This is a genomic window from Dietzia sp. 179-F 9C3 NHS, assembly GCF_045369825.1.
Classification (GTDB): Bacteria; Actinomycetota; Actinomycetes; order Mycobacteriales; family Mycobacteriaceae; genus Dietzia.
In genome coordinates this window covers 200,491-225,551 of the sequence record NZ_JBIQES010000006.1, presented here as the reverse complement: position 1 = coordinate 225,551, position 25,061 = coordinate 200,491, and the positions used below count along the sequence as shown (strand labels likewise).

Below are 25,061 nucleotides of genomic sequence, written 5' to 3'. Positions count from 1 at the left end.
CCGGAGTGTGGGCCGGGTTCCGTTCTGGCTGCGCAGCCGAGGTGCGGACAGCCGCGCGGCCTGCCGGTGCCGAGGTGCCGAGGTGCCGCGTGAGGGGTAGGGCACACGAGGAAGGCCCCGGCCACCTGGCGGTGGTCGGGGCCTTGCCCGGTGAGTGTGCCTAGGAGAGCACCTGGGCGCACAGCCCGTGCATGAGGTCGGTGATCCTGTCGATGAAGGTTTCCGCCTCCATCACCACCTGCATCTGGCCGCGATTGGTCGCCGACTTCTTCCACTGGCGCCCCAGGTGGCTGGCCTCGGCGAGAGCGCGCAGGGCCGACCCCTTGTCGCCGACCTTGTCCGCCATCTGCGCGTCGGCGATCTTCGCGACGACCAGCGAGCGGTAGACCGAGGTGCTGACCCCCTCCACGGACTCGAGCGAGTCGGTGACGGTGCTGACGGGAATGGTGCTCATGGCTGCCTCCTAGTAGGCGTCGAGCGGGCCGACCCGGTGTCGGCCGCTGTGCCTCCATCCGATCAGTGGATCGTCGTGGTGCAGCAGCCTCGTCTCGGGGCGGCTCTGGCGGCCCGCCCACCGAACGCCGTGGTCCTGCGCAAGGGCAGGCACGGGCCGGCCTCACCCTCTGCCGGCGGGCGGACAGGCGGGGCGCCCAGGAGCGAATCGGCACACCAACCGGGGAGGCCGCCCTACGCATCCTGGCTGTTCATCGCTCATTTCGGGCGGGGTGAATCGACGTGAATCGTGGTCGGAGTCACCCGGATCACGGTCGGGGAACGCAGAACCGCGGCCCGGTGAGCGGGGGCTCGCCGGGCCGCGGTGTCCGGGCGGTGGGCGGCTAGTCGTTGACGTAGACGACGGCCGGTTCCCGGTAGTTGGGGACGTGAGCCAGCGCCGCTTCGGCGAGGGCGCGCCAGGCGTGGATCTCGCCGTCGATGCTGTCGCCCTCCACGGCGAGCAGCGCGTCGGCGTGCGCCTGCTGGAGCGCGGTGGGCTGCCCGAGCGTCGTCTCGTCCTCGACCTCGAGCTCGTCTTCGTCGAGGACGTACAGCACGCCGAACTCGACGTCGATGCGGTGGAAGCCGGGGTGCATATCCGAGCGTTCGATGAGGCCGCAGCGGATCCGCTCATCGTCACGGATCAGGATGTCGCCGGCGCGCAGCGCGTCGCCTCGCCGGCGGGTGGTGGAAGTCGTCATCGCTATCTCCTTCGGTGGGCGGGTGCGCCCGTCGGGGTCGGGTTGGGGCGTCGCTGACTTTGCCTGCACGCCCCGGCGGTGCAGTAGCCGCTAGAAGGCAGGCGTGCGGATGGCCGGAGGTTGTCGGGGCGAGCCCGGGTCTGGACAGCCGGCGGTAGGAGAAGCCGGGGGCGGGGCCGTGCGGCCCCGCCCCCCTATGTGTGGCGGCTACCGGTCGTGGTCCGTGGCGGCCGCCGCGGTCAGCCCCTGCCCCACGTGCACCGTGTTGTCGCCGACGAGGGTGCGGGCGGCGCGGCAGTCGTTGACGTCAAGCAGGATGGTTGTGCCCTCGGGGGCGTCCACGAGGACCGTCACCGCGTCGGGAACGCTCGTCGAGGCGTGGGTGTGGACCTGAACTCCGGGGTGCCCGGCAACCTCGCAGGAGGTGACCGTCCCGGCGGGGTCGCGGGGGCTGGCTGCGTCGGGGTCGGCGCTGATCCGGCAGGTCAGGCCGTGGGCGGTCAGGGTGGCGGTCTCGGTGCTGGTGGCGGCGGTCAACTCGGCCATGACGGTATCGACGACGGCGTCCCACACGTGGGCTCTCAGCGCGTCCAGGCCGCCGGTGGCGAGGGATTCTTCGAGCTTCCAACGCGGCAGGTCGATGGCGTCGATGGCGGCGCGCACGCGGGTGACGATCTCGTGTTCGTCGGCGGTTGCCGGTGTGGGGGCAGGGTGCATGGTGGCTCCAATCGGTGGCTGTTGGTTCGGATACGTCTCGGTGGGTTCTCGCGATGTGCCGCATCGCGCGGGCGGCGCGGGCGGTTACTGGTGGGTGGCGGTGATGAGCGTGTGGACCTGCGCGGCCCAGGCGTGGACGTGGAGTCGTCTGCCGAGCCAGGGCAGGGCTGCCAGGGGGTACCAGCGGCCGTCATCGACCACTGCGGTGTAGCGGCGATCCAGAGCTGCCAGGTCTGCGGCGGTGGCGGCCGGGAACACGCTCGTCACGCCGGGGGCGTCGATGTAGATCGTGTCGCCGTTGCGGCGGGTGTCGGCATGCCCGAACGGCAACGCGAAGCGGTGCACGCTGGTGGGCCGTCGGGCGGTCGCCGTCACCCCTGCCCTGACGTCTGCGGCGCGGCCAGCGCGGCAGGCGTCGCAGAGCGGCGAGCGAGCGTGATGCGGCGGTACGGGGCGGTGGCGGCCGCGCCGATGGCCTTGCGCTGCGCCCATCCTGACAGGGGGGCCACGAGTGCGTTCAGCAGGGCCGCCAGGCGGCGGCACACGCCGTCGGTCACGACCAGGGCGACGCCGGCAAGGAACACCGACAGGGCGATGGTGGCCGGGTTGAGCGGCATCGCGGCCAGGAAGTCCCAGCCATCGCCGGCCAGGGCCGTCAGGTCGTCACGCGTCTTGGCCGCCAGCTCGTGGGGCCACAGGATGTCGAACATGGGGGTCTCCGTTCATTCGAGGAGGGCGGTGGTGTTCCGCTCGTTGCTCGTCAAGCCTCCCCCGGCCTCGTGCCGATGCAGCACTGGGCGCCGCCTCCCGCTGCGCGGTGTGGTGTTCGGTCCGGACAGCGCGGCCGGTAGCGCTGTCCGGGTCGGGCTGCCGGCCGCGGGTCAGTCCTGGCGGCGCGGTTCCCAGCCCTGCCGGCGGGCGCGATCCTGGCGCTGCCGTTGCCGGCGATCCATGTGGCGGTAGAGGTTCTCCAGTGAGTCGCGCATGGCGTCCGGGTCCTGCCCGTGCTCGCCGGCGTCCTGCACAACCTGGGTGATGAGCCGGAGGGTGTCGGGGCGTTCGCTGGGGAGGCCCCAGAAGCTGTCGATAGCGTCGGCCGCGACATTGGCCGCGGTCGTCGCGTCGGCGCCCGGGCGGCTCAGCAGCGCGAGGAGGAGGCTTTCGCGGGACCAGGGAACGACGGCAGCGAAGTCGATGACGGCCCCATCAGCGCCGCTCCACCGGGTGGTCGCGGCGATGCGGCCTGCCCAGTCGACGCTGAGATCCAGCCGGGAGCCGGCGGGGTGGGTGCCGGCGAAGGTGCGGGCGCGGCGTAGCCAGCGGTGGGGCAGCGGGGGCTCGAACACCCATCCCTCGTAGCGCGCGAAACTCCGGACGAGGTCGTCGGGGTCGAGCAGGCCGGGGTTGTGGCGGGCGTTCATCGGTGTCCCTTCGGGCCGCGCGTCGGGGTGGCTGGCCTCTAGTGTCCCAGGCGCCCCGCAGTGTGCGGGGCGCCTGGTCCTTGCGCCGGCGCGTCAGGCGACGCCGCGGATGGGGCTCTCCCAGGGGTTGTCCTTCCACCGGTCACCGCGCTCGATCAGGCCGTCGTCGCGGCGTCGGTAGATGCCCTCCCTGGCCTCGCTCATGCCGACGCGCATCATCTCGCTCAGGTCGGTGTAGTCGGCGGCCTCGTCGGGGTGGAGCAGGCCGATGCGGGCCCCTCCCCATGCGCCGACGGGGCAGGACTCGCCGCGGAAGTCGCCGCCGCCGCGGCCGCCGTCGGTGGAGGAGACGGCCAGCAGGACCGCGAGTGCGGTGAGCGTGCCACCGCGGCCTCCGGTGACGGCGAAGACTCCGGCGCGGCGGTCGTCGCCGAACTCGGCGGGGTCGATCTTCTCCCGTTCGTCGAGGTTGACGATGACGCGCGGCTCGGTGTCGGTGTCGGGGGCCATGGCCGACTCGTAGAAGTGATGCGTCGTCTTGGTCCCCTGCTGGCGGTTTACCAGGTCGTAGCTCTTCTTCTCGTAGGTGGCCAGTCCGGCGGTAGTGGTGGCCTTGCGGGCGAGCCAGCCGACGTTGCGCCAGGCGGGCTTGACGCCGTGCTCGGCGGCCAGCCGCTCCGGGTGGTTGATGGCGGTGTACAGATGCTCGGCGCTGATGCCGGCGCGCAGCGTGTTCTCCGCGTCCAGGTCGTCGGACTGGGCGTAGTCGCCGACGATGGCGATGCGCTCGCCGTGCCAGGCCCCGTCGAGCAGGGTGACCAGGGCACACATGGCGGCGCTGCCCTGCCCGAACTCCATGAGCTTGACGAAGTCGCCGGTCGAGCGGGGGCTGAAACCCATCCGCTTGTCGAGGTTCGCGATCACGTGGTACTGGCCCATCGTCTCTCGCCTGCCTTCCCGCCCGGGCCGGTCGCGGTGACGCCTGGATGCGTCGAGGGTGGTCGCCCCGGCTGGGCGACACTGATGGTTCCGGTGGCCTGCGGCGGTGCAGCAGCCCCGGGCCGGGCCTGCTGTGCGGGTAGGCCCGGATCGGCTCACGGCAGGTAGGTCGGCAGCATCCGCTTGTTGGCGCGGTGGCAGTACCAGCGGTCGGCGGCGGGGCCGGTGAGGGGCCGGACAAGGAACAGCTTGCGGTCGCGGTGATGGATGGACGGTCCGCGTGCGATGACCTCGGCGGCGTCGACGACGTAGCCTCCGATGGTCGCCAGGATGATTCCGTTCGTCTGTTCGAGGGTGTTGGCGGCGGCGGGGCTGACCTCCCACGCCCCGGTGCCTTCGAGGCCGGAGCCGGGGACGGCTTGCAGCTGGGGTCGGCCGGTGGCGGCTAGGTGCTGGTTGAGGGTGGTGAGCATCGGGTGGCCCTGGGGGTAGTAGAGGCCACCTGCGGTCGGGCCGTCGGGGTTGACTGGGCAGCGCAGTGTCGGCCGGTCGGTCGGACAGGTGCGGGTGTGCTGGGCAGCGAGCTGGTCGACGGCGGCCTGGGTTGGCTTGCCGTTGGCGGTCACGGCGAGATGGCCGGCTGTGATGAGGCGGTCGATCACGCCGACGGAGACGCCGAGGGCGCGGGCGGCGGAGGTCTTGTCGCGGTAGGGGGGCATGTGCGGACTCTTTCGCTGGCAGTGAGGTTCTAATGGGGCGTTTCTCGTGGTGCCTTTCTAGTGTTGCATTTCTCGCGTGGCGTTTCTAGTGATGTGTGTCTAGCAGGTCGTTTAATCGCCCATGCAGGTGGATGGTCGCTCTCGGCCACGACATCGCCCCTCCATGAGCGAAAGGGGCACCGCCCGTAGGCGATGCCCCGCGTCGAACCCGACCCCGTCACTCCCACAGGGCGCGGATCTGACCCTTCTCCGGCGGCGCGATCACGTCGAACCCGCAGGAGGCGACGGCCAGGAACGTGCCGTCGATCTCGACCACGTCGCCCACGCTGAGCGAGCGGTTGCAGGCCAGCCGATAGGCGATGGCCCGCTCGTCCGGGGTGCCGTAGGCGGGGTCGTCGCCGACGTTGAACAAGTGGAACATGCGCTCGGCCAGCTGCTCGCGGCTCATCGCCTGTTCGTCGGCGGTCAGGGGCAGCTGGAAGCAGTGCCGGAGCGGGTGTCCCGTCCGGTAGCCGTCGACCATCGCCATCCGGTCGGGGTCGGCGTTGAGGTACACGTGCGCCAACGGGGCGTCCGGGGTGATCGGGAGCAAGGTCATGGCGGGCCTCCTGGGTCTGTGGGGTGGGCGGGTGGTGCTCCCCCACTGTCGGCCCGGCGTCGGTAGATGCAGCAGTTCCCGGCGTCGCCACCTGCGGTGGCAGCTGGCACTCGACGGACAGGGGAGGACCGTCCGGCCGGGCGGATCGGCGCATCCGCGGCGCCACCCCCCGGCGCGAGGGGCGGCGACGGGTGGGGTCAGGCGGAGAGCGCGCGTCCGGCGTCGGCGAGCCTGTGGTTGAGCAGCGTGGTGAGTCCGACGGCGAGCTGCCGCCAGGTCGGGGGGCAGGTGTCACCCTGGTGGTCGCTCCACCGGAGCACGAGTCGCAGGTTGTCGATGTAGGTGCTCACCGACACTGCGGGCGCTACCCACACCTCCACGTTCAGGGCGGCCTCGTTGAGCACGTCGCCGTCCGCACCGCGCTGGTAGTAGGCGTTGACATGGCCTCCGCGGATGCCGTCGCGGGCCCAGACGCCGGCACCGTCGAGCTCGTCGATGACGTAGTACAGGGCGTCGAGGGCTGGCACGTCGCGCGGCCAGAAATGGCCCTTGCACGCCTCCGGCGGCAGGTAGGCGCCGACCGTCCCGGCCAGCTCACGGTCAAGCTCATCGTCGACGGCGCCCAGGTCCAAGGCCAGGACCGTCGCGGTGGGGATCTCGCTGGTAGTCATCGGTGGTCGCCTCCTGCCGTCACAGCCCGGAAGGGGCGTCGTCGATGGTCACGGTGTCGATGCGGGCGGCCACATCGTCGAGGTCGAGGTACCCGGCTACGTCGACGTTGAGCTGCGCGGCGACGGCCTCAGTGATGTGCTCGAGCAGTTCGGCCCGCCATTCATCCAGCCGCTTGGGCAGCTGGATCGGGTCGGCCGGGTCCGGCAGCAGGTGGTCGGGAACATTGATGGTGACGTTGAGGGTGACGGTCGCCGGGGTGGTGGTCTGGCTCATAGCGGGCTCCTTCGGGGTCGGGCTGGTGGGCCTCCACTGTCTCCCGCGCTCTCGCCGGTGCAGCAGGCCCGCAGCCGGCGTCCTCGAGGCGGAGGCACGGTGGGGCGCGCAGCCCGGACAGTCTCACGCGGGTTCCAGCGGCGGTGCCGCCGCGACCCCTCCGTCCTAGATGCGTCCGCCGAGCGCCCGCGTCTGGTCGTCGTAGGCGGCCTGCCGTTCGGGAGCGGATTCCTCGTACTGCTCGGCCTGTTCGTCGAGGTCGCAGATCAACTCGTCGGCGACCTCGTCGGGAAGCGGGTCGGTGTCGGCGCCGAGGTTGACCTCGAAGGTGGCGGCGATGCTCTCGGCCTGGGCGCGCACGAAACGCCGGCTGGCCCCGTAGCGGCAGTACTCGTTTGTCAGGGATGCGATCGTGTGGGTGTCGGTGGCGTCCATCAGGTTCTCCTCGTCGACTCGTTGTTGACTGGAATGGTTCCCGCTCGCCGCGCGTATGCAGCAGCGCCCAACGCAGCAGCGGCCACCACGGTCCACACGATGGCGAGGCCTGCGGGATTGGGTGGCGTGTTGCCTATGGCCGGGGTCTGGATGGTGAACATGGCGCACCAGATAGCCAGGACGATCACGGCGGCCGCCGTCATGCGTACCTTCGTCCCAGGCCAGTCGAGGCGGCAGCGGCGCAGGATCACCATGGTGATGACGGCGATCAACAGGAAGGAGATCATCGCGACGATCGCTGCCACCCATCCGAGGAGGCCTCCGCTGCCGGTCTCCTCCCACTGCCGACCAGCCAGGTACGCGCAGGCCACCGCGCCGGCCATGGGGGCGAGCGTGCCGGCGAGCCAGATGCCGGCCTGGATCACGGGGACGGCTTCGTCGATGAGGGCGTAGCGCGCGTTCGGGTCGGGCTGTCTGCTGCTCATGGGTCTCCAATCGGGGTGGGTGTCAGTGGGACCGTAGTTGCGGGGTACGACTGCCGGCGCGAGTCAGGCGCTCGCCGAGTCTGCGGGGCGGGCGGTGTAGGTGGTGATGCGGTCGTCTGCAGAGCGCATGATGATCAGATGCTGGCCATGGTCGCGGCCGAACACCTCGTCCAGCTGGCCTCGTGTGGTTCCCAGAAGATTCCAGGGGATGACGTCACCGGCGTAGAGGGCCACGTCGAACACGTCGAACCCGTCGATGGTGTCGCCGTCTGCCAGGTGCAGCGTTCGGGGGTGCATGTCCAGGCCAGAGGGGTTCTCGCCGTCGCTGTCGCAGGCAGCCCATTCGGCGCCGACGACAGTCTCGAGATCGGGTTGAGCCCGACGGGTGAAGGCGATGACGGTGTCCAGCAGGAGAGTCCCCCACCGCTGGCGAAGCTCTTCGCGCACCGCCATGGCCAAACCGATGGCGCTGTCGGAGGTCCAGGAGAAGGCGAGGGTGGAGTGCTCGTCCTCGCCGGACCGGGCGGAGGTGACGGTGGCGCGGAAGCCGTGCAGGTGCTCGTTGTAGTCGTAGGACTGGGAGAGCAGCAGTTCGATGGCTTCGTAGTGGAGCTTGAAGTGGGCCTGCAGATGGCCGGCGGGTTCGGTGGTGATGTTGAGCGTGAAGTGCTCTCCGGGCAGGGCAGGAAGGCTCATTGCCGGTGCTCCGTTCGGTTCGGGGGCGGGTTGCTGGAGTCATCCTCTGCCCCTTCTGCGCCGGTGCAGCAGGCCTCGGTTACTGCGCTGTGGGCATCTCGATTCGGTGGTCGGCGATGGCGTCTGCGAGAGCGTGGTCGTGGGTGATCAGCAGGACCCCCAGACCCAGGTCGGCTCGGGTGCGCAGGACGGCGGCGATGGTGGCGGTGGTGGCCGGGTCGAGGTGGGCGGTGGCTTCGTCGGCGATCAGGTAGTCGGGGTGTTGGGCTAGAGCGCGGGCCAGGCAGGCGCGTTGGAGCTGCCCGCCGGAGACCTCGCGGGGCCGCCGGTGGAGCAGGTCCAGGGTCAATCCCACTTCCGCTGCTGCCGCGTGTACGTCCAGCTGGCGGCTGGTGAGGCGGGCTGGCAGGGCGATCATCTCGGCGAGCGTGTGGTGGGGGTCGGCGGCGGACAGCGGATCCTGCGCCAGGAGAGCGGTCGCGGGGTCGAGGCGGCCACGCCGCGCGGTGACGGGCTGGCCGTCGCGGGTGACGGCGCCGGAATGTGGGGCGAGCAGGCCGACGAGAAGGCGGGCCAGGGTGGACTTGCCGGCTCCGGAGGGGCCGACGAGGGCGGTGATGCTGCCGGGTGCGACAGTCAGGCACACCTGGCCCACCGCCGCTCGAGTCGCCCCCGGATACCTGTAGGTGACGTTCTCGGCGCGCAAGCTCATCGTGACGCTTCCATGAGCCCGGTCTCGAGTCGCTGGACCGCAGGAGGCCATAGCACGTCCAGTCCCCTGTCTGGCCAGGGGTTACGGGACGGGTCGACGCCGGTCAGGGACGGAGGGGAGCCGGGCAGCGGCCGCAGACCGTGCGCGGGCAGGGCGGCCACCAAGGCGCGGGTGTACGGGTGCCCGGACCCGGCCAGCAACTCCTGGGCGGGACCGAGGTCGACGAGGTGTCCGGCGTAGAGGACCGCGACGGTGTCGGCGATGCCGGTGGCGGCCAGGGCACGAAGGTCGTGGGAGACCACCAGCACGGCCGCGCCGGTGTCGTCCGCCAGGGTGCGCAGGAGCGTCAGGGTCGCCCGGGTGGCTTCGGTGTCCAGGCTCGAGGTCGGCTCGTCGGCGACGATCACCGCCGGGTCGCAGGCCAGGGCTGCGGCGACAGCGGCGCGTTGAAGCTGTCCGCCGGACAGCTGGTGCGGGTACCGGTCGGCCAGGGCCGGGTCCAGGCCCGACCGCCGGCAGAGCTCGTCGACGGTGGCCGATACGTGGTGAACGGCGCGGATCTCGGCGAGCTGGCTGCGCAGATGCCGGGTCGGGGTGAACGCCGCGCTCGGGTTCTGCGGCACGTGCCCGACTCGGCCCGCCCGCACTTGCCCTGCGGTGTGGGCGCTGGAGGGAAGGAGCCCGGCGATCGCGGCGGCGAGGGTGGACTTGCCGGCACCAGACTCCCCCACAACCGCGAGCACCCGACCGGGTCGCGCGGCCACACTCAGGTCGGTGACGGCGTGAACCCACCCCCCACACGGCGAGGGCAGCCGCACGGTCAGGCCGTCCACCGCCAATCCGTCACCGTCGCCGGTCTCGAGGCCCACCGGCGGGCCAGCGAGCCGGCGGCGGCGGGACGGCCGCAGTGCGGCAATCGCCGCGGTGACCGCGATCAGCACCGCGGACGGCGCGACGAGCGGCCACCACTGTCCGTCGAGCAGACCAGCCCGGGAGGCGTGGATCAGGGTGCCCAGACTCGCCTGTTCCGGAGGCAGGCCGACGCCGAGGAACGACAGGGTGGATTCGTGCCAGATGGCGTGCGGCACCATCATCACCACCGCGATCCCGGACTGCGGGGCGACCGCCGGCAGCACGTGGTGGCGCACCACCTGGGTGCGGCTGGCGCCGGCGGCGCGGGTGACCGCGACGTAGTCCGAGGCCATCACCTTCTGCGTCTCGGCACGCACGATCCGCGCCAGCGTCGTCCAGTGCGTCAACGCCAGGGCGATGATGATTGCGGACAGGGAGCCGCCGAACAGGGCGACCACGACGATCGTGGCCAGCAGGTGCGGCACGGCGGCCGCGGTGTCGGTGACCCGCATGACCACCGCGTCGATCCACCCCCCGCTGGCGGCAGCTAAGGCCCCGACGAGCACGCCGATGACGGTGGCGGCCACCGCCACGCTCACCGCGACGGTCAGCGACACCCGCAGCGCTTCGGCCACCCGCACCGACACGTCGAACCCCAGGCTGTCGGTACCGGCCAGGTGCGGCCATCCTGGCGCTTGGCGGGCCCGCTGGTAGTCCGAGGCGCCCCACCCGGTCGGCGCCAGGGCCGGCCAGCACACCGCGTACACCGCGACGGCGACGAGCACCGTCGCGGGCAGTGGCCAGGGCCGGCCACGACGGGCCCGCGGAGCGTTCCTGGCGTCATCGCGGTCGGTCATCGTGTCCTCTCCTCGGTGCGGGCGTGCTCAGGTTCGGGCGCGGGTGGCGACCGCGGCCCAGATGGCGGCGCAGGCGGCGCTGCGGGTCTCGTCGTCGATGGTGCGGGCGATCAGATCACGCAGGAGAACTCCGGTGTGCAACGCCTCGGTGGAGTGGAGCTGGCAGTAGTCGCTGGTGTCGAGGTCGGCGATGAGGCGGGCGTAGACGTCGGCGCGGACCTGGGCGACATGCTCGAGGTGGATGGTGGCCCAGTCGGTGATCTCCTCGTCGCACCACTCGGCGAACAGGTACTCGAAGAACTCGCCGGTCGGCGGGGCGACCTCCCGCAGCGTCACGGGCTGCATCCCGAGCCGGGAGAACACCACGGTGTCGTCGTGGGTGGCGTCCAGGTCGCGAGTGTCGCGGGGCGTCGGCTCCGGGGATGCGCAGATGATCTGCGGGTCCAGCTCGGTCGGTGGAAACAGGGTGGGGGTGTGCATTGCGGGGCTCTCCCTCGGGTCTCGGTGCGTGATGGCACCACCGTCCCGCCCCGGCCGGGGTGTGCAGCAGCGAGCGGCCAGGTCACGCATCGACGGTCACCCTCGGATCGGCCAGCAGGAGGGCACAGTCGGCCAGCCAGGTGCCGGCGACGATCGCAGCAGCGGTGAGGGCGGAGACCGCGGCGAGCATCACGAGATCCGCCCCCAGGGCGGCGTCCACGGTCGCGGCGGCCAGTCCGGGCCAGGCGAACACCTCCTCCACCACCAGGGCCCCGACGATCACCTCGGGCAGGCGGGCCCCGACGAGCGCGATCAGCGGGGTCCACGACACCGGGGCGATGTGCCCGGACAGCACCGTCCGCCGCGGCAGGCCCCGCGCTCGGGCCTGACGTACCGGCAGCGAATCGTGGGCGGCGAGCACCGACTGCCGCACGACCAGCGCCATCCACGGCAGCTGCGAGGCCGCCAGGACCACCGCCGGCAGGATCAGGTGCCGCGCCACCGACCCGGCAGTGGGGTCCTGCCCGGCCTCCCACCCGCCGGCGACGGGAAGCCAGCGCAACCCGACGGCGAAGATCGCGGCCGCCGCGAGCGCCGCAACGAACGTCGGCACCGCAGACAGGACCACGGCGACACCGGCCAGGGCCCGGTCAGCCCAGCCGCCGGGCCGGCGGGCGGCGACCAGGCCGACGAGGATCGCCGTGGCCAGGGCCAGGAGCAGTCCGGTGACGGACAGGCCAACCGTCCACGGCAGACGCTCGGCGACCACGTCCAGCACCGGCTGCCGGTAGGTGTGCGACAGGCCGGCATCCCCGCTGGCGGCGCCGATGATCCAGTGCCACCACGCCTGCCACCACGGGGCGTCCACACCCAGTGCCTGCGCCGCCGCGTCGCGGGTCTGTGCGCCGGCGAACTGGACGTTGTCGCCCAGGTAGGCGGCCAGCGGGTCCAGCGGCGACACCGCGGCCAACGCGAACGCCGCCGCGGTCACCGCGACCACGATCAGCGGGGAGATCGCGGCCCGCTGCGCGGTCAACGCCAGCAGGTCGCTGCGCCGCTCCCGTAGCCGGCGAATCATGGCGTCACTGTCCAGTCCCCCAGGGACCACCAGGGACCCCAGGTCACGCCGTGAGCGTGAGGCTCGAGGATCGGAGCGGGCCCGGAGTAGCCGGTGTCGCGAATGGCGTAGGTGTGGCGCAGCGTGGCCAGGACGACGTAGCCCGGGTCGGTGCGGTACTCGTCCTGCACCTGGGCGTACAGGTCCCGGGGGCTGCGAGTATTGGCCGGGTCAGTCAGGGCATCCAGGGCTTGGTCGATGCCGGGGTTGGTCCATCCGCCCGGGTTGTCGAACGGCCCCGACGCGGGCGTCCTCGAGTGCAGGGCTCGGTAGGCCTGGGTGTCGACGGTGTACGGGTTGTCTCCCCCGCCGAGCATGATCGCCACCTGCCCTGCGCGGGCCTCGATCTCGTCCCAGGAGGCGCCCCACAGGGTGACGTCGACACCGATGGCCCGGACCTGGTCGGCGAACGCCGACGCCAGCTCGCGGCGCAGGCTGTCATTGACCGGGTAGGCGACCGTCAGCTCGGCGCGCTGCCCGTCCCGGATCCGCACCGTGGACTCGTCGTCGAGCTCCCAGCCGGCGCCCCGCAGGAGCGCGGAGGCCTCGAAGACCCGGGTGGCCGGATCCATGGGCCCAAAGGCGACCTGGTGGTACTCGGGGTAGGCGCTGGTGATCGGAGTGGTGGCCGCCTGGCCGTGGCCGGACAGCACCTGCTCGACCAGCGACTCTCGGTCCACGGCCATGTTCAGGGCCCGCCGGGCCACCGCCTCGCCGGTGAACGGGTGGTCGACCGGCAGCGATACCCCGCGCCAGTCGGCGGAGTTTACCGACACGACGGACACGCCGTCGCGGCCGTCGACACTGTCTGCCAGGCGCGGCGGGAGCGCAGCGCCGTCGATCTCGCCTGCCAGGAGCTGCTGGGCGCGGGTGTTCTCGTCGGGGACGGCCCGGATGACTATCTCGGTCACGGTCGGGGCGCCGTCGCGGTAGTCGGTGTTGGCGGCGAGGACCGCCTCTGCGGCATCCAGGTGTGTCAGCCGGTACGGGCCGGTGCCGACGGGGTCGGTGTTCAACGTGGATTCGGAGGCGGGGCCGCCGGTCAGCCTCTCCGAGGGGGCGATGCCGACCAGGAGCCGGGAAGTGAACTCGCGGGTGGGGGCCTTGAGGTGGAACACGACGGTGGCCGGGTCGGGGGTGTCGATGCGGTCGATGACGGTGTAGTCGTCGGCTATCGGGGAGGCGGAGGCCGGGTCGGTCACGGCCCGGTAGGTGGCCGCGACGTCGGCGGAGTCGAACGTGGTGCCGTCGTGGAAGCGGATGTCGTCTCGCAGCTTCACGGTCCAGGTGCGGGCGTCGGCCGAGACGTCCGGGTCGCTGGCGGCGAGGGCGGGCTCGAGGGTGGGCAGGGTGGTGTCGTCGTCGGCGGTGGGTCGCAGGAGCCCTTCGTAGAGGGGTGAGACGCCGGTGGAGGAGTAGCCGGCGATCGGGTTGAACTCGCCGAGGTCGTCTCCGCCGGACAGGACGAGTCTGCTCTTGGGCTCACTGTTGGCGGTGTCGGTGGGGGCTGTGCAGGCTGCGAGGGCCAGGGCTGTGGCCAGGGTCGCGCAGGTGGTTAGGGGGCAAGCTTTCAAGGGGTGCCTCCGTGGTGCTGGTTCTCCGATATAGGTGTCTGCCTGGACACCTATATCGAGGGTAGCGCCCCCTCATGTCGCCGCCCTACGACGCACGACCGCTACCGACCGCGGCCAGACGGCACCAGTCCTCTCAGCGTGCGCCGTCCCCCTCGGTCGAGGCCCGCGCCCGCGCCAGGATCCGAGCGGCCTCATCCTCCGCGGCGGCCGTCTCCGCCGCCGACCCGGCCAGTGTGGCGACCAGCGCTTTCTGAATCCGCCCGTCCAGACGGTCGAAGTGGTCGGAGAGTGTGCGCACCACCGTGGCCAAGGCGCGCTCCCCGCCGCTGAGGACCCCACTGTCGGGATCCCACCCCAGCGCAGGCGCCAGCAGTGGATCCTGCTCGAACTTGTCCTGGACCTGCATCGCGGGCTCCGTTCTGTCGTGCCGGTGCCGCCGGGTGGCGGCCTCGGACGATCATCCCGCCCACGGCCGGGAGCCGCTAGGCCCCCGGCCGTGGGCGGCTGGTCAGATCCACTCGAACGTCTCGCCGATCAGGTCGGGCTGATCGCCGCAGGCGACGACCTCGGCGAAGTAGCCCGCGTGGTCGTGGTCGAAGTTCCCGCTACCGGTGTGCTCGAACAGCACCTCGTCGGCCCACTCCCGCAGCGCCGTCTCGTCGCCGACCGCGGCGGGCGCCACCTCCACGGTGTCGGTGTGCACGGACTCGACGCCGTCGTACACGTCGGTGAACTTCACGGTGATCTGCATGGTCTCGTCTCCTCCGCTGGCCTCTGCTTGCTGCCAACGACTCTGCCCGGGCCGCCCCGGGCTGCAGCAGACGCGCGGACGCCGCAACCACAAGGGCTGCGTGCCAGCATGGACCCACCGAGAAACAGGAGGCCAGGGTGACCAAACCGCACGCACACCACCCACCGGCGACGATCGACCTGCCCGGCTGGGCGACCCGGTTCGACCTGCTCGGCGACCCGACCAGGCTCGCGCTGCTGGCTCACATGCACGACGCCGGGCCGGGCGTGGCCACCGTGTCCGACCTCGCCACAGCGGCGGGCATCACCCGCAACGCCGCCTCCCAGGCCCTGCGCGTCCTCCGCGACCAAGGCTGGGTGCGCGCCGACCGAGACCCGACAGACGGGCGAGCGCAGCGCTACACCCTGGCCGACGACACCGTCCACACGATCCTGCACCTCATGGGCGCCCGCCACGACTGAGAATGAAGAATCACGCCGACAGGTAATCCTCGACGAACGGCGTCGATCTCGATGCGGTGCGCTCCGGGGCCGTACCGGTGAAAGATGCCCCCCCACGGCGTCGGGGTCCACCTCGCCTGCCTCTCCGGCACACTGGCCTGCCGGGACCATCCATTCCCCTTCGATGCTCTGGTGCGCTTCGCCGTGGTAGACGACCGCCTCGAGAGCGAGCACGATCGGGCCGGCTGAGGAGCGCGCCAGGCTCCGGACAGGGCGGCCGGTGATGCTCCGGCCGGCATAGGACCTCACCTCGCCGCGCCGTAGTCTCGGCCGGCTCAGACGTGGCCGATGCAGTTCGCGACGCTGGTGGCTTCGCGGCTGCCGGGCTCGAAGGGGCCGTGCGGCCAGTGGGTGAAGGAGCGGGCCAACGCGTCGACGGCGGTCACCATGGCTGGGCTGTTGAGCTCGGGCACCCACCACACCCCCACCGCTGGGTCGTCTTCGCCGGGCGTGTGGAACTCGACCGCGACGACGAAGCCCTCCGGGGTCTGGCGGGCGGCCGCGCGGTCGGTGTCCAACGGGGTGGTGGGGCTGCCGTCGGCGATCCTGGCAACCGTGTCCGCGGGCACCGTCAGGCACCCCTCCGGCGGCGAGCTCGTCCCGCATCCGGCCGCCACGGTGGCGGCGGCGGACAGGAGCACGGCTGCGGGGCGGAAGGCGACCATGACCCCATCCTGGCGCAAGACCGCTTCCGGCGGATCAGGGATCAGGCGTCGTGGGCGGCAGCCAGTAGACGGTCGAGTGCAGGGTAGGCGGCACGCTGGTCGCGGATACGAGACAGTCGTAGTGCTCGGCTGACTGAGGCGGGCCGGCGATGATCCGCCAGTCCCCCACCCGCCATCGCCACCGGCCCCGAAGTGGTCCCGTGAGCGCCTTGCCGCGCGAGCAGGGGGCGTCGAGCGCAGCCAGGGCCGGCGGCGCGGGCACCGCTCACCCGCGCGGGTCAGCGGTGCCTGTGCCTGGTCAGGCTGCGAAGGGGATGGCTTCGCAGGTGACGTCGGCGCCAGCAGCGGCGAGGGTCGCGAGGGCGGCGTCCAGGTCGGCAGGGGTGGGGGCCTGGCCGAACCAATCACTGTGCAGGCGGTGGATCGCCCGGCACGCGGCGTGGTCGGTCAGGTAGATGGCGCGATGCCGGTCACGGCCGGGGGCACTCACCTGCAGGACCAGCATCTGGTCGTTGGGCCACATCTGACCCGACTCGAGGTGGCGCACCTTGTGGTCGGCGAGTTCGTAGCCCCAGCCCTCGTTGGGGAACAGGACGCGGCCGGTGGCGCCGTTCTCCGCGAGGACCGTGAGCATGCCCTCGATGTAGGAGCTGCACCAGTCTCCGTCCAGGTACGCGGTCACCTCGCCGTCAGTGTTGACGGTCGTGTGCACGGGGTCGGCCGCGTCGCAGCTGACCCGCTCGGCCAGGGCCGCGAGCAGTTCCTCGCGCCGCGCCTCGTCGGTGCTCGCGTCCGAGTAGGCGCTGGCGGCCCACGCGTTCACGGCGCGGGTGGGGATGGTCAGGCGTCCTTCGACGATGGTGGTGTGGCCCATGGTGTCCTCCTGGGGTGCGGGGCGAGGCAGCGGTGTGGCTCCTCGGTGCGCTTCACCTTTCCGGCGGGGTATGCGAGTGCAGCAGTCTGCGCGGCTGACCGCGCCGCCGGCGAGGTGGGGAGGGCAGGCGTATGTGCTGGGATTCGGCGGGCTGCGGACAGCCGTGGGCGTGGGTCGAAAGTCCGGCACCGCGCCACGCTCTCGGTCCGGCGCGGTGCCGGGCCGTGTCGCTACTGGGGGCCCAGCACGTGGGCGCCGTCAATGGTGGTCTCGACCCCGACACGGCCACGGCGGCGCATCACGCTCAGGTAGCGGCGGGCAGCCGGGGTGAGCGCATCGACCGGGCCTGTGGCGTCGAGGAACGCTCCGTCGGTGTCGGGCCGCGTCAGGATGCCGTCCCATTCCAGGGCAGGGGCGAGCTCGCGCAGTCCCATGCCGAACGCTTCGGCCTGGCCTGCCACCGTCGAGCTGCCCGCCAGCGAATCCAGGCGGAAGTGCGCGGCCAAGCGGTCGGCGATCTCCGCCGCGGCAGGGCGGTGGTCCTCCCCCATCGCCGACGGCACGGTGATCGTGACGATGGTCTGGTCGCGCTGCCAGTCCGGCACGTCGGGCACGGTGATCTGCACGGCGGTCTGGGTGGCCAGGTGGGCGTTGATCTGCTGGCACACCCGGGGCGCGAGCACGGCCAGGAACTCGTCCTCGGTGGCGTGCACGGTGTGCGGGCTGGCGATCACGTCGCCGTGCTCGTCGAGGTAGTCGTCGAGCAGGTTCTCGATGAACACCGGCTCGCAGCCGAGCCGCACCAGCGGCCTGCCCGCGTGGCGCAGGACCGGGGAGAGCCACAGCATCGGACCACCGGTGAACCCGTCGTTGTTCACGGTCACGTCCAGCACCAGGTCCAGCCCCGGCGCCCCGGTGACGTTGACCAGCGACGGGCCCTCGTGCCCACCGACGGCCCACATCAGGGGTTCGGTGTAGCGGGAGCCCCAGTAGAAGGCGTCGTCGTCCATGTTCGCCTCCCAGCAGGGGGCGGGGGTGCCGGCGGCGACGTAGGGGCCGGCAGGCGTGATCTGCAGGTCCGACAGGGTGATGTTCATGGGGTCTCCTCCCAGGAGGTGGCTGGCTGGTCTGGCAAGCACTGTCCCCCCGGCGACGTGGCGGGTGCAGCACAGGTGCGATGCGCCGCCGGGAGATCGGGGCGGTCAGTCGTCGCCGGCGGCTGCTTCGGCGACGATGATCTGCACGGCCTCGGCCTGGATCTGGTCGTGCAGGTGGTACAGCTGGTCCTCGGTGCTTCCGCCCGCTGCCCGGTCGATGGCGTCAAGGATGGCCCGGTCCGATGCCTCGGCCAGCATGTCGCTCTCGGCGTCGGTCAAGTGCGGGTTCTCCCATGCCTCCTGCCGCACCGCATCGGCCGGAACAAGCCGCTGCCCGAACGGGGTGGCTGCACGGACCTCGTTGAGCTGCGCCTCCACCGCAACACTAAGCAGCGCCATGAGCATGTACGCCCGGTCGACCACCGGCATGTCCGGGGTGATCTCCCCGACGAGGACGGCGCGGAGGTTGACCACGACGGTCGCCCCGTCGACCGGGCCGACCATCACGCGCAGGTCGGTGTCGTCACCCACGCCGTCGGGTCCGGCGGCGAAGAACGGGGTGACCGTGACGCGGGCGCCGTCGGCGGTCCAGACGTCGGCTGCGGCCAGGTCGTCCAGCAGCCGCCACAGGTCCGTGGGCTCGGCCGTGTAGTGGGTGTCGGAGACACCCCGGGTCGCAGCGTTGAGACGGCCGGTGTCGAGATTGAGCATGTCGGTCTCCTTGGTTTCTCACTCGCCCGTGTCCATCACGGGCTCTGGTCCAAGGCTCTCGACGGCATGGGCGGGTGCAGCAGTCCCCGGCGGAAGGTGGTGGTTCGGCGGGCGGCGGTGCCGGACAGCACTCGGCCCGGGCCGGCACCCGGTACCGACTCCCCCGCCGCCGCGGTGGGCGGCGGGAGATGCCGGTCAGGGCTGCGCGAATCCGATCACCACGTTCAAGTGCTCCACCAACTGGCGGCACTCGTCGGAGGTGAGAGTCGCGGTCTGGCCGCCCACCGATACTGCTGCGCACGGTTCGTCGCGGTGGTCGGCGTCGATTCCGACCATGGCCACCTGTTCGTCGTCGCTGGTCCACAAGACATCTGATGCGTTCATCGTCCGTTCCCTTCTGCCGCGGAGGCAGTCAAGCCGCGACCGCCGGACCGTCCACTACCACCCGATTGCAGTCAGGTAAGAAGGTCGCGAAAGCGATGGTTGGCAGGGCAATCCGGTTCGAGCGGCCGATTTCCTATACCAATAGGGAACACACCGACTTTCGTGTGCAGTCGATGAGCAGGTTCACCCGCCCCGACGGCAGCGGGCTTTACCGCGCACCCAAGGGCTGGTGGATGCGCACCTTTCGTGTCGTCCCAGCGGCTGATACGGCGGCTTGAGCCCCCGCGACGAGAGCCCCGCGTCATGGCTGGCGCGGGGCTCTCGTCTTATGCGGACAGTCGCTGTCCGGCAGTAGCAGTTCGGTCAGACCTAATCGGCCTTATCGTTCGTGCGGCGCCGGTCTGCGGCGCATACGCCATCAGCGGTTGAGCGCGTTCGCATGAAGTTGGTCAATGCTGCTGGCGCAAGTTTCTATGCGTTCCATTAGCCTATTAGCGGACACTCTTTTCCCTGCAATCGTGCGCTCCGATGCCCTTATGGAGGCAATCAGCCGCTTTCGGGCAGCTGCCTGACCGTTTCTGATATATAAGCGTTTGCCCATTTCTTGATCCCAAACACGGACGCGTTTTGAATATTGCTCAATTCTTCGTCGATGTCGTTGTATATAGACAAGTTCCTTTGCGCGCTGACGTTCCAACGATTGCAAACGCCTTGCCTTTCGTACGATTCGTGTTTGGGGTGAAAATGCGCCCCCAGGGTAGCCGGTCGACCGTTTTAGCCCCTCAACGAAGGGGCGGTCGATCTTTCGTCCGGAGTTGAGCGCATGCCTAATGGTATTCATGAAAACGTCCTGCTGGTGGGGGGTCCATACCGACTGACTGTCAGACATGCATCGGATACTATCTAGCGCCTTGTGGGTTTCGAGCCACTTCTGCCATGTAGGGAACCAGCAGTCAGGGTTGAGAGGTTTATTGTTGCCATGTCAGGAGGCCCGTGTGGATCGCTCGGCCCCCCTGGCCGATCTCGGAGCCGGAAGTGCCCCTACGTAGGGGAGGGGGGCCGCTTGCACGCGTAGTCGTTACTCGCTGGTCCCCTATGTGCCGTTGGCGGTGACTGATTGTCGAGGTGAGGCCAGCTTGGCACAAGTGAAGTCGATCGAGATCATTTGTTGCGCCAAATGAGCGTGCTGCCCGAATGACCAATAGCCCAGGTCAGGCACGCATAGTCCTGAGGGGCGGTTACCGGCACGTGCCGGTGGGACACTGGTGACTATCGGGTTACGTCGCAAGGAGGCGCCATGGGTGAGCTGTCGATGCCCCGGAGTGAAGACTCCAGTGGGCTACTGGAACCCTTCACAGACCAGGCCAGAGAAGTCATTGAGGGGGACACGGACAGGCACATGATCGCCCGTGTCACCAAGGAGCCCGGGGGCAATGAGCTGGCCGCGTCGATGCTTCGCCCCTGTGATGGCCCGTTCGGGACTACCGGGTTCGGACCTCCCGTGATTGGGCGGACCTTGCTTGGCCAGCCCCTGTTCTCACAACGCCCTGTAGCTGCGTTTGTGAGCACGATGTGCATCGCTACTGGTGGACCTCTTGCCGGGACAGTTCTGTTCAGTCCGCAAGTGTGGTCTGAGCCATCTGGCCAAGTCGCTCTGCTTGTGATGGCGTTCGTCGTCGTTGTCGCAGGCATCGTCACTGGCCTCGCATTGACTCTCGGCGAGAAGAAAGACCCCGGTAGCTGCTGGGAACTGCGCAGCCGGAAAGAAACCCGATATGTGCATCGCAGGAGCGACGGGCCAGGCAGGAGGGACGAGACGCTTGACGGCGACGAAGCACACCTTGCCCGGCACTCTGCCGCTGCACTGTGGGCCTTGTACGCCGGCCGTGCGTCTCGTACTTGGCAGTCCAAGCAGATGGTCGAATGGCGGGCGCGTTTGGACCTTCGCACTGAGGCGGCGGACACCATCCGCACCGCCGGCACCCTGCAGGACCTGCGCCTGGCATTAACTCAGCCCATGGATAGCAGTGACGACGATGCCCGATCCAAGTGGGAGTCCGACTACGCCGTGTACCAGGCCGGCATGGCGTCCCTCCGCTCGCGGGTCGAACAGCAGGTGGCGCTACGAATCGCTGTGGAGGAGATCGACCGTCTTCCCGCCGCGCCCACTGATGCGCGGACGGAACTGGTGGACCGGGTCGTGGCTGTCATTCCGGGTAACGAGATCGCCTCCGAGAACCTCAACGAGATCACCTATCAGTCGGCAGAACTGTTGTCTCTCTACGAGCGCCCGACCCCTCCCCTCGACACTGTGGACGGTCACGAGTTGGGCGCTGCGCCCGGACAGAAATCGGGGCATTGACCTGTGCTGTTGCCCGGTTAGAGTGGTGGCCCCACCGGCACCAGGGGAAGGGTGCCGGTGGGGCTGTACGGGTCAGGATGCGAACGGGACGGCCTCGCAGGTTGCGGTCCCGCCAGCAGTCCAGCATGCGGCCAGGGCGGCGTCGAGGTCGACACTTCGATGCTCGATGCCAGTCCACGCGACACGATGCTCGTCGAGTGCCTGCCGTACCGCGTCGGGGTGGGCGTACACCGCCCGGTAGCGGCCATGGGCGGGATGCTCGATGGTCAGCAGCAGCAGTTCATCGCCGGGGGCGAGCAGGGCTCCGCCAGCTTCCCTTACGCCGTCTGGGGTCAGGATGTAGCCCCACATGCCATCCTCGGGGAACCAGGCCCTACCGGTGGCTCCGGCGCGGCCCAGTGCGGTCAGCAGCTCCACGAGAGGGTCGGCGCGAAAATCGCTGTGCATCTCAATGTGCAGCGTCCCGTGGGCATCCTCATGGACCGACAGCGCGTCGTCCTCGGTGTCGGCGCACTCGTACATGAGTACGCTGATCAGCCGCTCGCCGGGAGTGCCACGCGTGAGCGACGGCCAGCTGCCTGACCACTTACCCACGGCGCTGGCGTCGATTTCCAGTTCTCCCCTGGTGTAGATATTCGAGCTCATGGTCTCCCCCCTCAGGCCGCGAACGCCGGACCGTCCACTACCACCCAGTTGCGCATCCACCACGCGGCGGGGGCACGGAACCGGCCACAGCCGTCGGGGCCGGTGAACCGGGTCATCGACTCCACCGTGAACCGGGTGAGCTTGCCCCACCCGCCGCCGTAGTCGAGAGCGATGTCGAACTCGATCGTGTAGCCGGCCATCGCCTTCGCCGCATCCTTGCGCTGCAACGCCTCCCTGGCCATCTCCCGGAACACCAGCGCACACCGGTTGCTGGTGGGGGTCAGAGCGTCCAGCACCCGCCGCGGCGGGTCCGGGTTCTCGTTCGGGCCCATCGTCTCGTGCAGGGCCTTGATCACGATGTCTCCGCTGTGGGAGGCGCCGAGCAGCACGTGACAGGTGACGTTGCCGTCGCCGTCGTCCACGGCCGCGAACAGCTCGCGCGACCACTCGCCGTAGCCGCCGGAGAAGGTGGGCCGGGTGGCCTGGGCGACGATGCGGTGACCAGGGTGCAGGTTCTCGGCCAGGTAGGCGCGCAGTTCCTGGTCGGTGGTGCGTCCGGGGGTCTTGGCGTAGCTGATGGAACCCATGGTGGTCCTCCTGTGTGGTCGGTGCCCCGGGGTGGCGTCCCCTCGAGGTGACCTCGACTCTGGGCCACGCCTCGGAAGGTGCAGCAGGCCGCGCGTTGCGGCGGTGGCAGCGCTGTCGGCCGGGCCTTGCCCGCCAGCTGGCGGCCCGGACAGCGCGGGGTCGCCGGGCCCATGCCGGCCGCCGGTGCCATGCGTTGGCCCCGCCCTCCTACCGGGGGCGGAGCCAGGTTGCCGGGGTCAGCCGAGTGCCGGGTTGGTGACGGCGTGGTTGGAGAACCGCTGGTGCAGCTCGCCGATCGTCTCGTTGAGCAGGTGCTCGACGCCGTGGGCGACCTCGATCCACTCCGGGGCCAGCCCCTCGACCCACTCGCTGGCGAGCAGGATCTCCCGGAGCGACCCCACGGTCCGCGTCACATGCCCTCCTTCCGCGCGGACCTGCAGGGTCATGCCGCTGCCCCACCGGGCCACACCTTCGGCGTCGGAGATGAACACGGCGTCCACAATCTCGTCGGTGTCTTCGGTCAGGCTGCACTCCCACGACCTGCTGTCGCGCAGGATGTCCAGGATGCTCGCGGCCCAGGTGAGGCCGAGGGCGCTGTCCAGCACCTCCGGCGCCCCGGGGTGGCGGCGCTCGACGAGCTGGCTCGCCGCGTCCTCGAGGACGGCGTTCTCGTCCTCGGTGAGCTGGTCCGGGTCGAACGTCACGTAGTCCATCGTCTTCTCCTCGTCGTCAGCGGCAAGTTGGTGACGCGTTCGACGATCTCTCCGCCCCCCGGAGAAGCAGCAGTCGCGCACACCCCGGCGCTGGCCGCATCCCCTGGCCAGAGCAGCCGGAGCCGCGGACAGGATCAGGTCATGGTGTTGTCGAAGTGTTTGCCGATATAGCCGACGTACACCTTGCCGGTGCCGTCCACGTCGTCGTAGTAGTGCATCCTCGGGCTGTACATGCCCCGCTTACCGATACGAAAGTGCGCCGCCATCAGCACTTCTTCGGCGGGGTCGACTTCCACGGGCACAGGCAGGGTGCGCGGCTTGGCGAACTTCGGTGTGGTGCGGGTGGTGTTGGACTCGTTGGAGGCGTGCTTTTTCGGGCCGGTGGTCCGGTAGCCGCCGGGTGTCTCCTCTAGGTATCCCTTCACCCCGCAGGAGATCTTCCCTTCGAGTTTTGCCCGCGCGTAGTCGTCCAGCGCACACAGCTGTTCCCAGCAGGTGATGGCGAACTTGCCGGTGTCGTCGACCCTGTCGATGTCCTCGGTTGCGGAGTCGTCGCCGGTGAACTCCACGTGGGGTAGGTGCTTGAACCAGCGCAGGATGTCGCTGAACCCCGTCGGGATACGGTCTCGTGGATCCTCCGGCGGCTGCCACACCGTGTCGGGGTTGCCGGCCTTGGCCAGCTCGCCTCGTAGATGGCGGGCCTCCTGTTCGACGAGCGCTCGGGACTCTTCGGCCACCGCGGCTTCCAGTAGCGCCTCCTCGAGTTGCGTGCGTAGGTCGGCGAGCTCGGCGTCCCGTTTGTCTCGCTGATCTGCCACTTCGTGCAGGCGCTGGCGGGCAGCGGAGGTGTCGAGGCGCAGGTGCGCGTCGGCGTGGTTGCCGAGCTCGATCACTTCCTCGCGGCCCCAGGTTTCTCGTCCGAGCACTTGCTGCATGACCTCACCGAGCGCGGACAGGATGTCCGCCTGGGCCGCGCTGACCGTGGGGGTGTGGTCTGGGACGGTCTCGTCGACCGGCGTCGGTGTAGGCGGAGTGATCGTGTCGGTCTCGGCCGGTGACAGTACCGACGGGGCCGCCTTCTTGATCGTGTCGGGCTTACCCGTGTCGTCGAGCTCCCGAGTCGGGGCGGCGACCAGGGTGTCGAACACGATGTCGTCGTACGTGTCCCGGAAGCGGCGGTGGACCCGCATCGCCGCCTCGTCGATCGGCACCTCGAGGGAGAGCATCTTGGCCCTGTGCCCCAGCAGGTTGGCCAGGGAGTCCGTCGAGCCTTCGATGATCGTGTCGGTGCCGAGGAACCGGTGCCGGCGCCCATCGTCAGGGTCGTCGAGGTCAACGCCTGGATGGTAGGTGCGGATCGTCCACGGCACCGCCCGGTAGTCGTCTCCAGCTAGTTCGGCGAATCGCTTCGTCGCTAACGGGTCGAGAACGTACCCGGCGGCCAGTCCCGCAGTCTGGGCGAGGATCTTCCCCACATGGGTGCGCCACTCTTCCAAACTCAGGTCGGGGGTGGATCCAGCGATGAACAGCAGGCCGCGCCGTTGCGGGTCTTGGACCCGCTCCAGTAGTTCCTCGACTCCCCCTTGCCGGACGATGACCGGCTCGTCGGTCAGGGGGCCGATGCCGTCTCGGGCGTCGAGCACCCCGACTAGGTTCTTGACCAGCGCCGGCGTTCTGACCTGCCGCTGACGCTGGTCGGTGGACAGGTCCACCCAGATCCAGCCGGTGTCGTGCCGTTGCTGCCGGTATGCGGTGACCTGTGTCAGCCACCGGCCCTTCCCCTGGTCTTGGTCGAAGACGAACCGCACCCCCTGCGATCCGTCAGGGTGGGATTCGCGGATGACCACGCCGGTCACCCCGTCGGCGACGGTAGCGATCTCTCCGGGGACCAGACCCTTCCCGTCCCACTTCTTGCGGCGAAGCCAGCTGTGCATCTGCTCGTCGATGTGCTTGAGCAGATCGGGCTGTCTGTCGACGCGGAGAAACGAACGGTAGGCGAGCTCGAGTGTTGACATGCGCGACTCCTGG

At 70.0% G+C, this 25,061-nt stretch carries 32 protein-coding genes; 2 read left to right on the top strand and 30 right to left on the bottom strand.

The annotated features are described in order from the left end of the window. Nucleotides 1-160: 160 nt before the first annotated feature. From ACH0BZ_RS09775 to ACH0BZ_RS09675, 21 genes are all read right to left on the bottom strand, one after another. Nucleotides 161-454, bottom strand: a complete 294-nt coding sequence (locus ACH0BZ_RS09775; RefSeq protein WP_406898055.1) for a hypothetical protein — start codon at nt 452-454, stop codon at nt 161-163. Between the two features lie 382 nt (nt 455-836). Then, entirely contained in the window at nt 837-1,196 is a 360-nt protein-coding gene (locus ACH0BZ_RS09770; protein ID WP_406898054.1) for a hypothetical protein, read from the bottom strand. Between the two features lie 207 nt (nt 1,197-1,403). Continuing rightward, the gene (locus tag ACH0BZ_RS09765) at nt 1,404-1,913 is read right to left on the bottom strand and encodes a hypothetical protein (RefSeq protein ID WP_406898053.1); all 510 of its coding nucleotides are present in this window, start codon (nt 1,911-1,913) and stop codon (nt 1,404-1,406) included. A gap of 84 nt (nt 1,914-1,997) precedes the next feature. After that, complete coding sequence (locus tag ACH0BZ_RS09760; RefSeq protein WP_406898052.1) at nt 1,998-2,288, bottom strand: hypothetical protein; 291 nt, start codon at nt 2,286-2,288, stop codon at nt 1,998-2,000. Continuing rightward, a complete protein-coding gene (locus ACH0BZ_RS09755; RefSeq protein ID WP_406898051.1) occupies nt 2,285-2,623 on the bottom strand; it encodes a hypothetical protein in 339 nt (112 codons plus the stop codon). The genes ACH0BZ_RS09760 and ACH0BZ_RS09755 overlap by 4 nt, the downstream gene beginning before the upstream one ends. A 171-nt stretch (nt 2,624-2,794) precedes the next feature. Further along, nucleotides 2,795-3,334: a hypothetical protein gene (locus ACH0BZ_RS09750; protein ID WP_406898050.1), complete on the bottom strand. Its 540-nt coding sequence runs from the start codon at nt 3,332-3,334 to the stop codon at nt 2,795-2,797. Nucleotides 3,335-3,427: 93 nt separating this feature from the next. Beyond that, a complete protein-coding gene (locus ACH0BZ_RS09745; RefSeq protein WP_406898049.1) occupies nt 3,428-4,273 on the bottom strand; it encodes a hypothetical protein in 846 nt (281 codons plus the stop codon). 155 nt (nt 4,274-4,428) lie between these two features. Further along, complete coding sequence (locus ACH0BZ_RS09740) at nt 4,429-4,992, bottom strand: hypothetical protein (RefSeq protein WP_406898048.1); 564 nt, start codon at nt 4,990-4,992, stop codon at nt 4,429-4,431. Nucleotides 4,993-5,209: 217 nt separating this feature from the next. Next, complete coding sequence (locus ACH0BZ_RS09735) at nt 5,210-5,590, bottom strand: hypothetical protein (RefSeq protein ID WP_406898047.1); 381 nt, start codon at nt 5,588-5,590, stop codon at nt 5,210-5,212. Between the two features lie 197 nt (nt 5,591-5,787). Then, nucleotides 5,788-6,261 (bottom strand): hypothetical protein, encoded by a 474-nt coding sequence (locus ACH0BZ_RS09730; RefSeq protein WP_406898045.1) that lies wholly within the window; start codon nt 6,259-6,261, stop codon nt 5,788-5,790. A gap of 19 nt (nt 6,262-6,280) precedes the next feature. Further along, a complete protein-coding gene (locus ACH0BZ_RS09725) occupies nt 6,281-6,535 on the bottom strand; it encodes a hypothetical protein (RefSeq protein WP_406898044.1) in 255 nt (84 codons plus the stop codon). Nucleotides 6,536-6,700: 165 nt separating this feature from the next. After that, a complete protein-coding gene (locus tag ACH0BZ_RS09720; protein ID WP_406898043.1) occupies nt 6,701-6,970 on the bottom strand; it encodes a hypothetical protein in 270 nt (89 codons plus the stop codon). Next, on the bottom strand, nt 6,970-7,455 hold the full coding sequence (locus ACH0BZ_RS09715) for a hypothetical protein (RefSeq protein ID WP_406898042.1): 486 nt from the start codon (nt 7,453-7,455) through the stop codon (nt 6,970-6,972). Before ACH0BZ_RS09715 ends, ACH0BZ_RS09720 begins: the two co-directional genes overlap by 1 nt. A 63-nt stretch (nt 7,456-7,518) precedes the next feature. Further along, a complete protein-coding gene (locus tag ACH0BZ_RS09710; RefSeq protein WP_406898041.1) occupies nt 7,519-8,151 on the bottom strand; it encodes a hypothetical protein in 633 nt (210 codons plus the stop codon). A gap of 79 nt (nt 8,152-8,230) precedes the next feature. Beyond that, entirely contained in the window at nt 8,231-8,863 is a 633-nt protein-coding gene (locus ACH0BZ_RS09705; RefSeq protein WP_406898039.1) for an ABC transporter ATP-binding protein, read from the bottom strand. Continuing rightward, complete coding sequence (locus tag ACH0BZ_RS09700) at nt 8,860-10,572, bottom strand: ABC transporter permease subunit (protein WP_406898038.1); 1,713 nt, start codon at nt 10,570-10,572, stop codon at nt 8,860-8,862. Before ACH0BZ_RS09700 ends, ACH0BZ_RS09705 begins: the two co-directional genes overlap by 4 nt. A gap of 27 nt (nt 10,573-10,599) precedes the next feature. Beyond that, nucleotides 10,600-11,052, bottom strand: coding sequence for a hypothetical protein (locus ACH0BZ_RS09695; RefSeq protein ID WP_406898037.1), 453 nt, complete (start codon nt 11,050-11,052; stop codon nt 10,600-10,602). Nucleotides 11,053-11,134: 82 nt separating this feature from the next. After that, on the bottom strand, nt 11,135-12,130 hold the full coding sequence (locus tag ACH0BZ_RS09690) for an ABC transporter permease (RefSeq protein WP_406898036.1): 996 nt from the start codon (nt 12,128-12,130) through the stop codon (nt 11,135-11,137). Continuing rightward, nucleotides 12,127-13,743, bottom strand: coding sequence for an ABC transporter substrate-binding protein (locus tag ACH0BZ_RS09685; protein WP_406898034.1), 1,617 nt, complete (start codon nt 13,741-13,743; stop codon nt 12,127-12,129). The genes ACH0BZ_RS09690 and ACH0BZ_RS09685 overlap by 4 nt, the downstream gene beginning before the upstream one ends. Before the next feature lie 133 nt (nt 13,744-13,876). Further along, on the bottom strand, nt 13,877-14,149 hold the full coding sequence (locus ACH0BZ_RS09680) for a hypothetical protein (protein WP_406898033.1): 273 nt from the start codon (nt 14,147-14,149) through the stop codon (nt 13,877-13,879). 102 nt (nt 14,150-14,251) lie between these two features. Further along, nucleotides 14,252-14,494: a hypothetical protein gene (locus ACH0BZ_RS09675; RefSeq protein WP_406898031.1), complete on the bottom strand. Its 243-nt coding sequence runs from the start codon at nt 14,492-14,494 to the stop codon at nt 14,252-14,254. A gap of 137 nt (nt 14,495-14,631) precedes the next feature. Here ACH0BZ_RS09675 and ACH0BZ_RS09670 point away from each other — a divergent pair, with 137 nt between their 5' ends. Next, nucleotides 14,632-14,955 (top strand): ArsR/SmtB family transcription factor, encoded by a 324-nt coding sequence (locus tag ACH0BZ_RS09670; protein WP_406898029.1) that lies wholly within the window; start codon nt 14,632-14,634, stop codon nt 14,953-14,955. 314 nt (nt 14,956-15,269) lie between these two features. Here the strand turns inward: ACH0BZ_RS09670 and ACH0BZ_RS09665 are convergent, their stop codons facing one another. The 5 genes from ACH0BZ_RS09665 to ACH0BZ_RS09645 form a co-directional block, all read right to left on the bottom strand. After that, entirely contained in the window at nt 15,270-15,659 is a 390-nt protein-coding gene (locus ACH0BZ_RS09665) for a hypothetical protein (RefSeq protein ID WP_406898027.1), read from the bottom strand. A gap of 298 nt (nt 15,660-15,957) precedes the next feature. Then, complete coding sequence (locus tag ACH0BZ_RS09660; protein WP_406898026.1) at nt 15,958-16,533, bottom strand: hypothetical protein; 576 nt, start codon at nt 16,531-16,533, stop codon at nt 15,958-15,960. 230 nt (nt 16,534-16,763) lie between these two features. Continuing rightward, nucleotides 16,764-17,630, bottom strand: a complete 867-nt coding sequence (locus tag ACH0BZ_RS09655) for a hypothetical protein (protein WP_406898024.1) — start codon at nt 17,628-17,630, stop codon at nt 16,764-16,766. Nucleotides 17,631-17,735: 105 nt separating this feature from the next. Then, the gene (locus ACH0BZ_RS09650; RefSeq protein ID WP_406898023.1) at nt 17,736-18,341 is read right to left on the bottom strand and encodes a hypothetical protein; all 606 of its coding nucleotides are present in this window, start codon (nt 18,339-18,341) and stop codon (nt 17,736-17,738) included. 195 nt (nt 18,342-18,536) lie between these two features. Next, nucleotides 18,537-18,725, bottom strand: coding sequence for a hypothetical protein (locus tag ACH0BZ_RS09645; protein WP_406898022.1), 189 nt, complete (start codon nt 18,723-18,725; stop codon nt 18,537-18,539). Nucleotides 18,726-20,388: 1,663 nt separating this feature from the next. Here ACH0BZ_RS09645 and ACH0BZ_RS09640 point away from each other — a divergent pair. Next, complete coding sequence (locus ACH0BZ_RS09640) at nt 20,389-21,087, top strand: hypothetical protein (protein WP_406898020.1); 699 nt, start codon at nt 20,389-20,391, stop codon at nt 21,085-21,087. Nucleotides 21,088-21,159: 72 nt separating this feature from the next. Here ACH0BZ_RS09640 and ACH0BZ_RS09635 read toward each other — a convergent pair whose 3' ends face one another. The 4 genes from ACH0BZ_RS09635 to ACH0BZ_RS09620 all read right to left on the bottom strand — a co-directional run bounded on the left by ACH0BZ_RS09635 (nt 21,160) and on the right by ACH0BZ_RS09620 (nt 25,048). Beyond that, nucleotides 21,160-21,732, bottom strand: a complete 573-nt coding sequence (locus ACH0BZ_RS09635) for a hypothetical protein (protein WP_406898018.1) — start codon at nt 21,730-21,732, stop codon at nt 21,160-21,162. A gap of 11 nt (nt 21,733-21,743) precedes the next feature. After that, nucleotides 21,744-22,319 (bottom strand): hypothetical protein, encoded by a 576-nt coding sequence (locus ACH0BZ_RS09630; RefSeq protein ID WP_406898016.1) that lies wholly within the window; start codon nt 22,317-22,319, stop codon nt 21,744-21,746. 237 nt (nt 22,320-22,556) lie between these two features. Continuing rightward, a complete protein-coding gene (locus ACH0BZ_RS09625; protein WP_406898014.1) occupies nt 22,557-23,033 on the bottom strand; it encodes a hypothetical protein in 477 nt (158 codons plus the stop codon). 134 nt (nt 23,034-23,167) lie between these two features. Further along, a complete protein-coding gene (locus ACH0BZ_RS09620) occupies nt 23,168-25,048 on the bottom strand; it encodes a hypothetical protein (RefSeq protein ID WP_406898013.1) in 1,881 nt (626 codons plus the stop codon). Nucleotides 25,049-25,061: the final 13 nt, after the last annotated feature.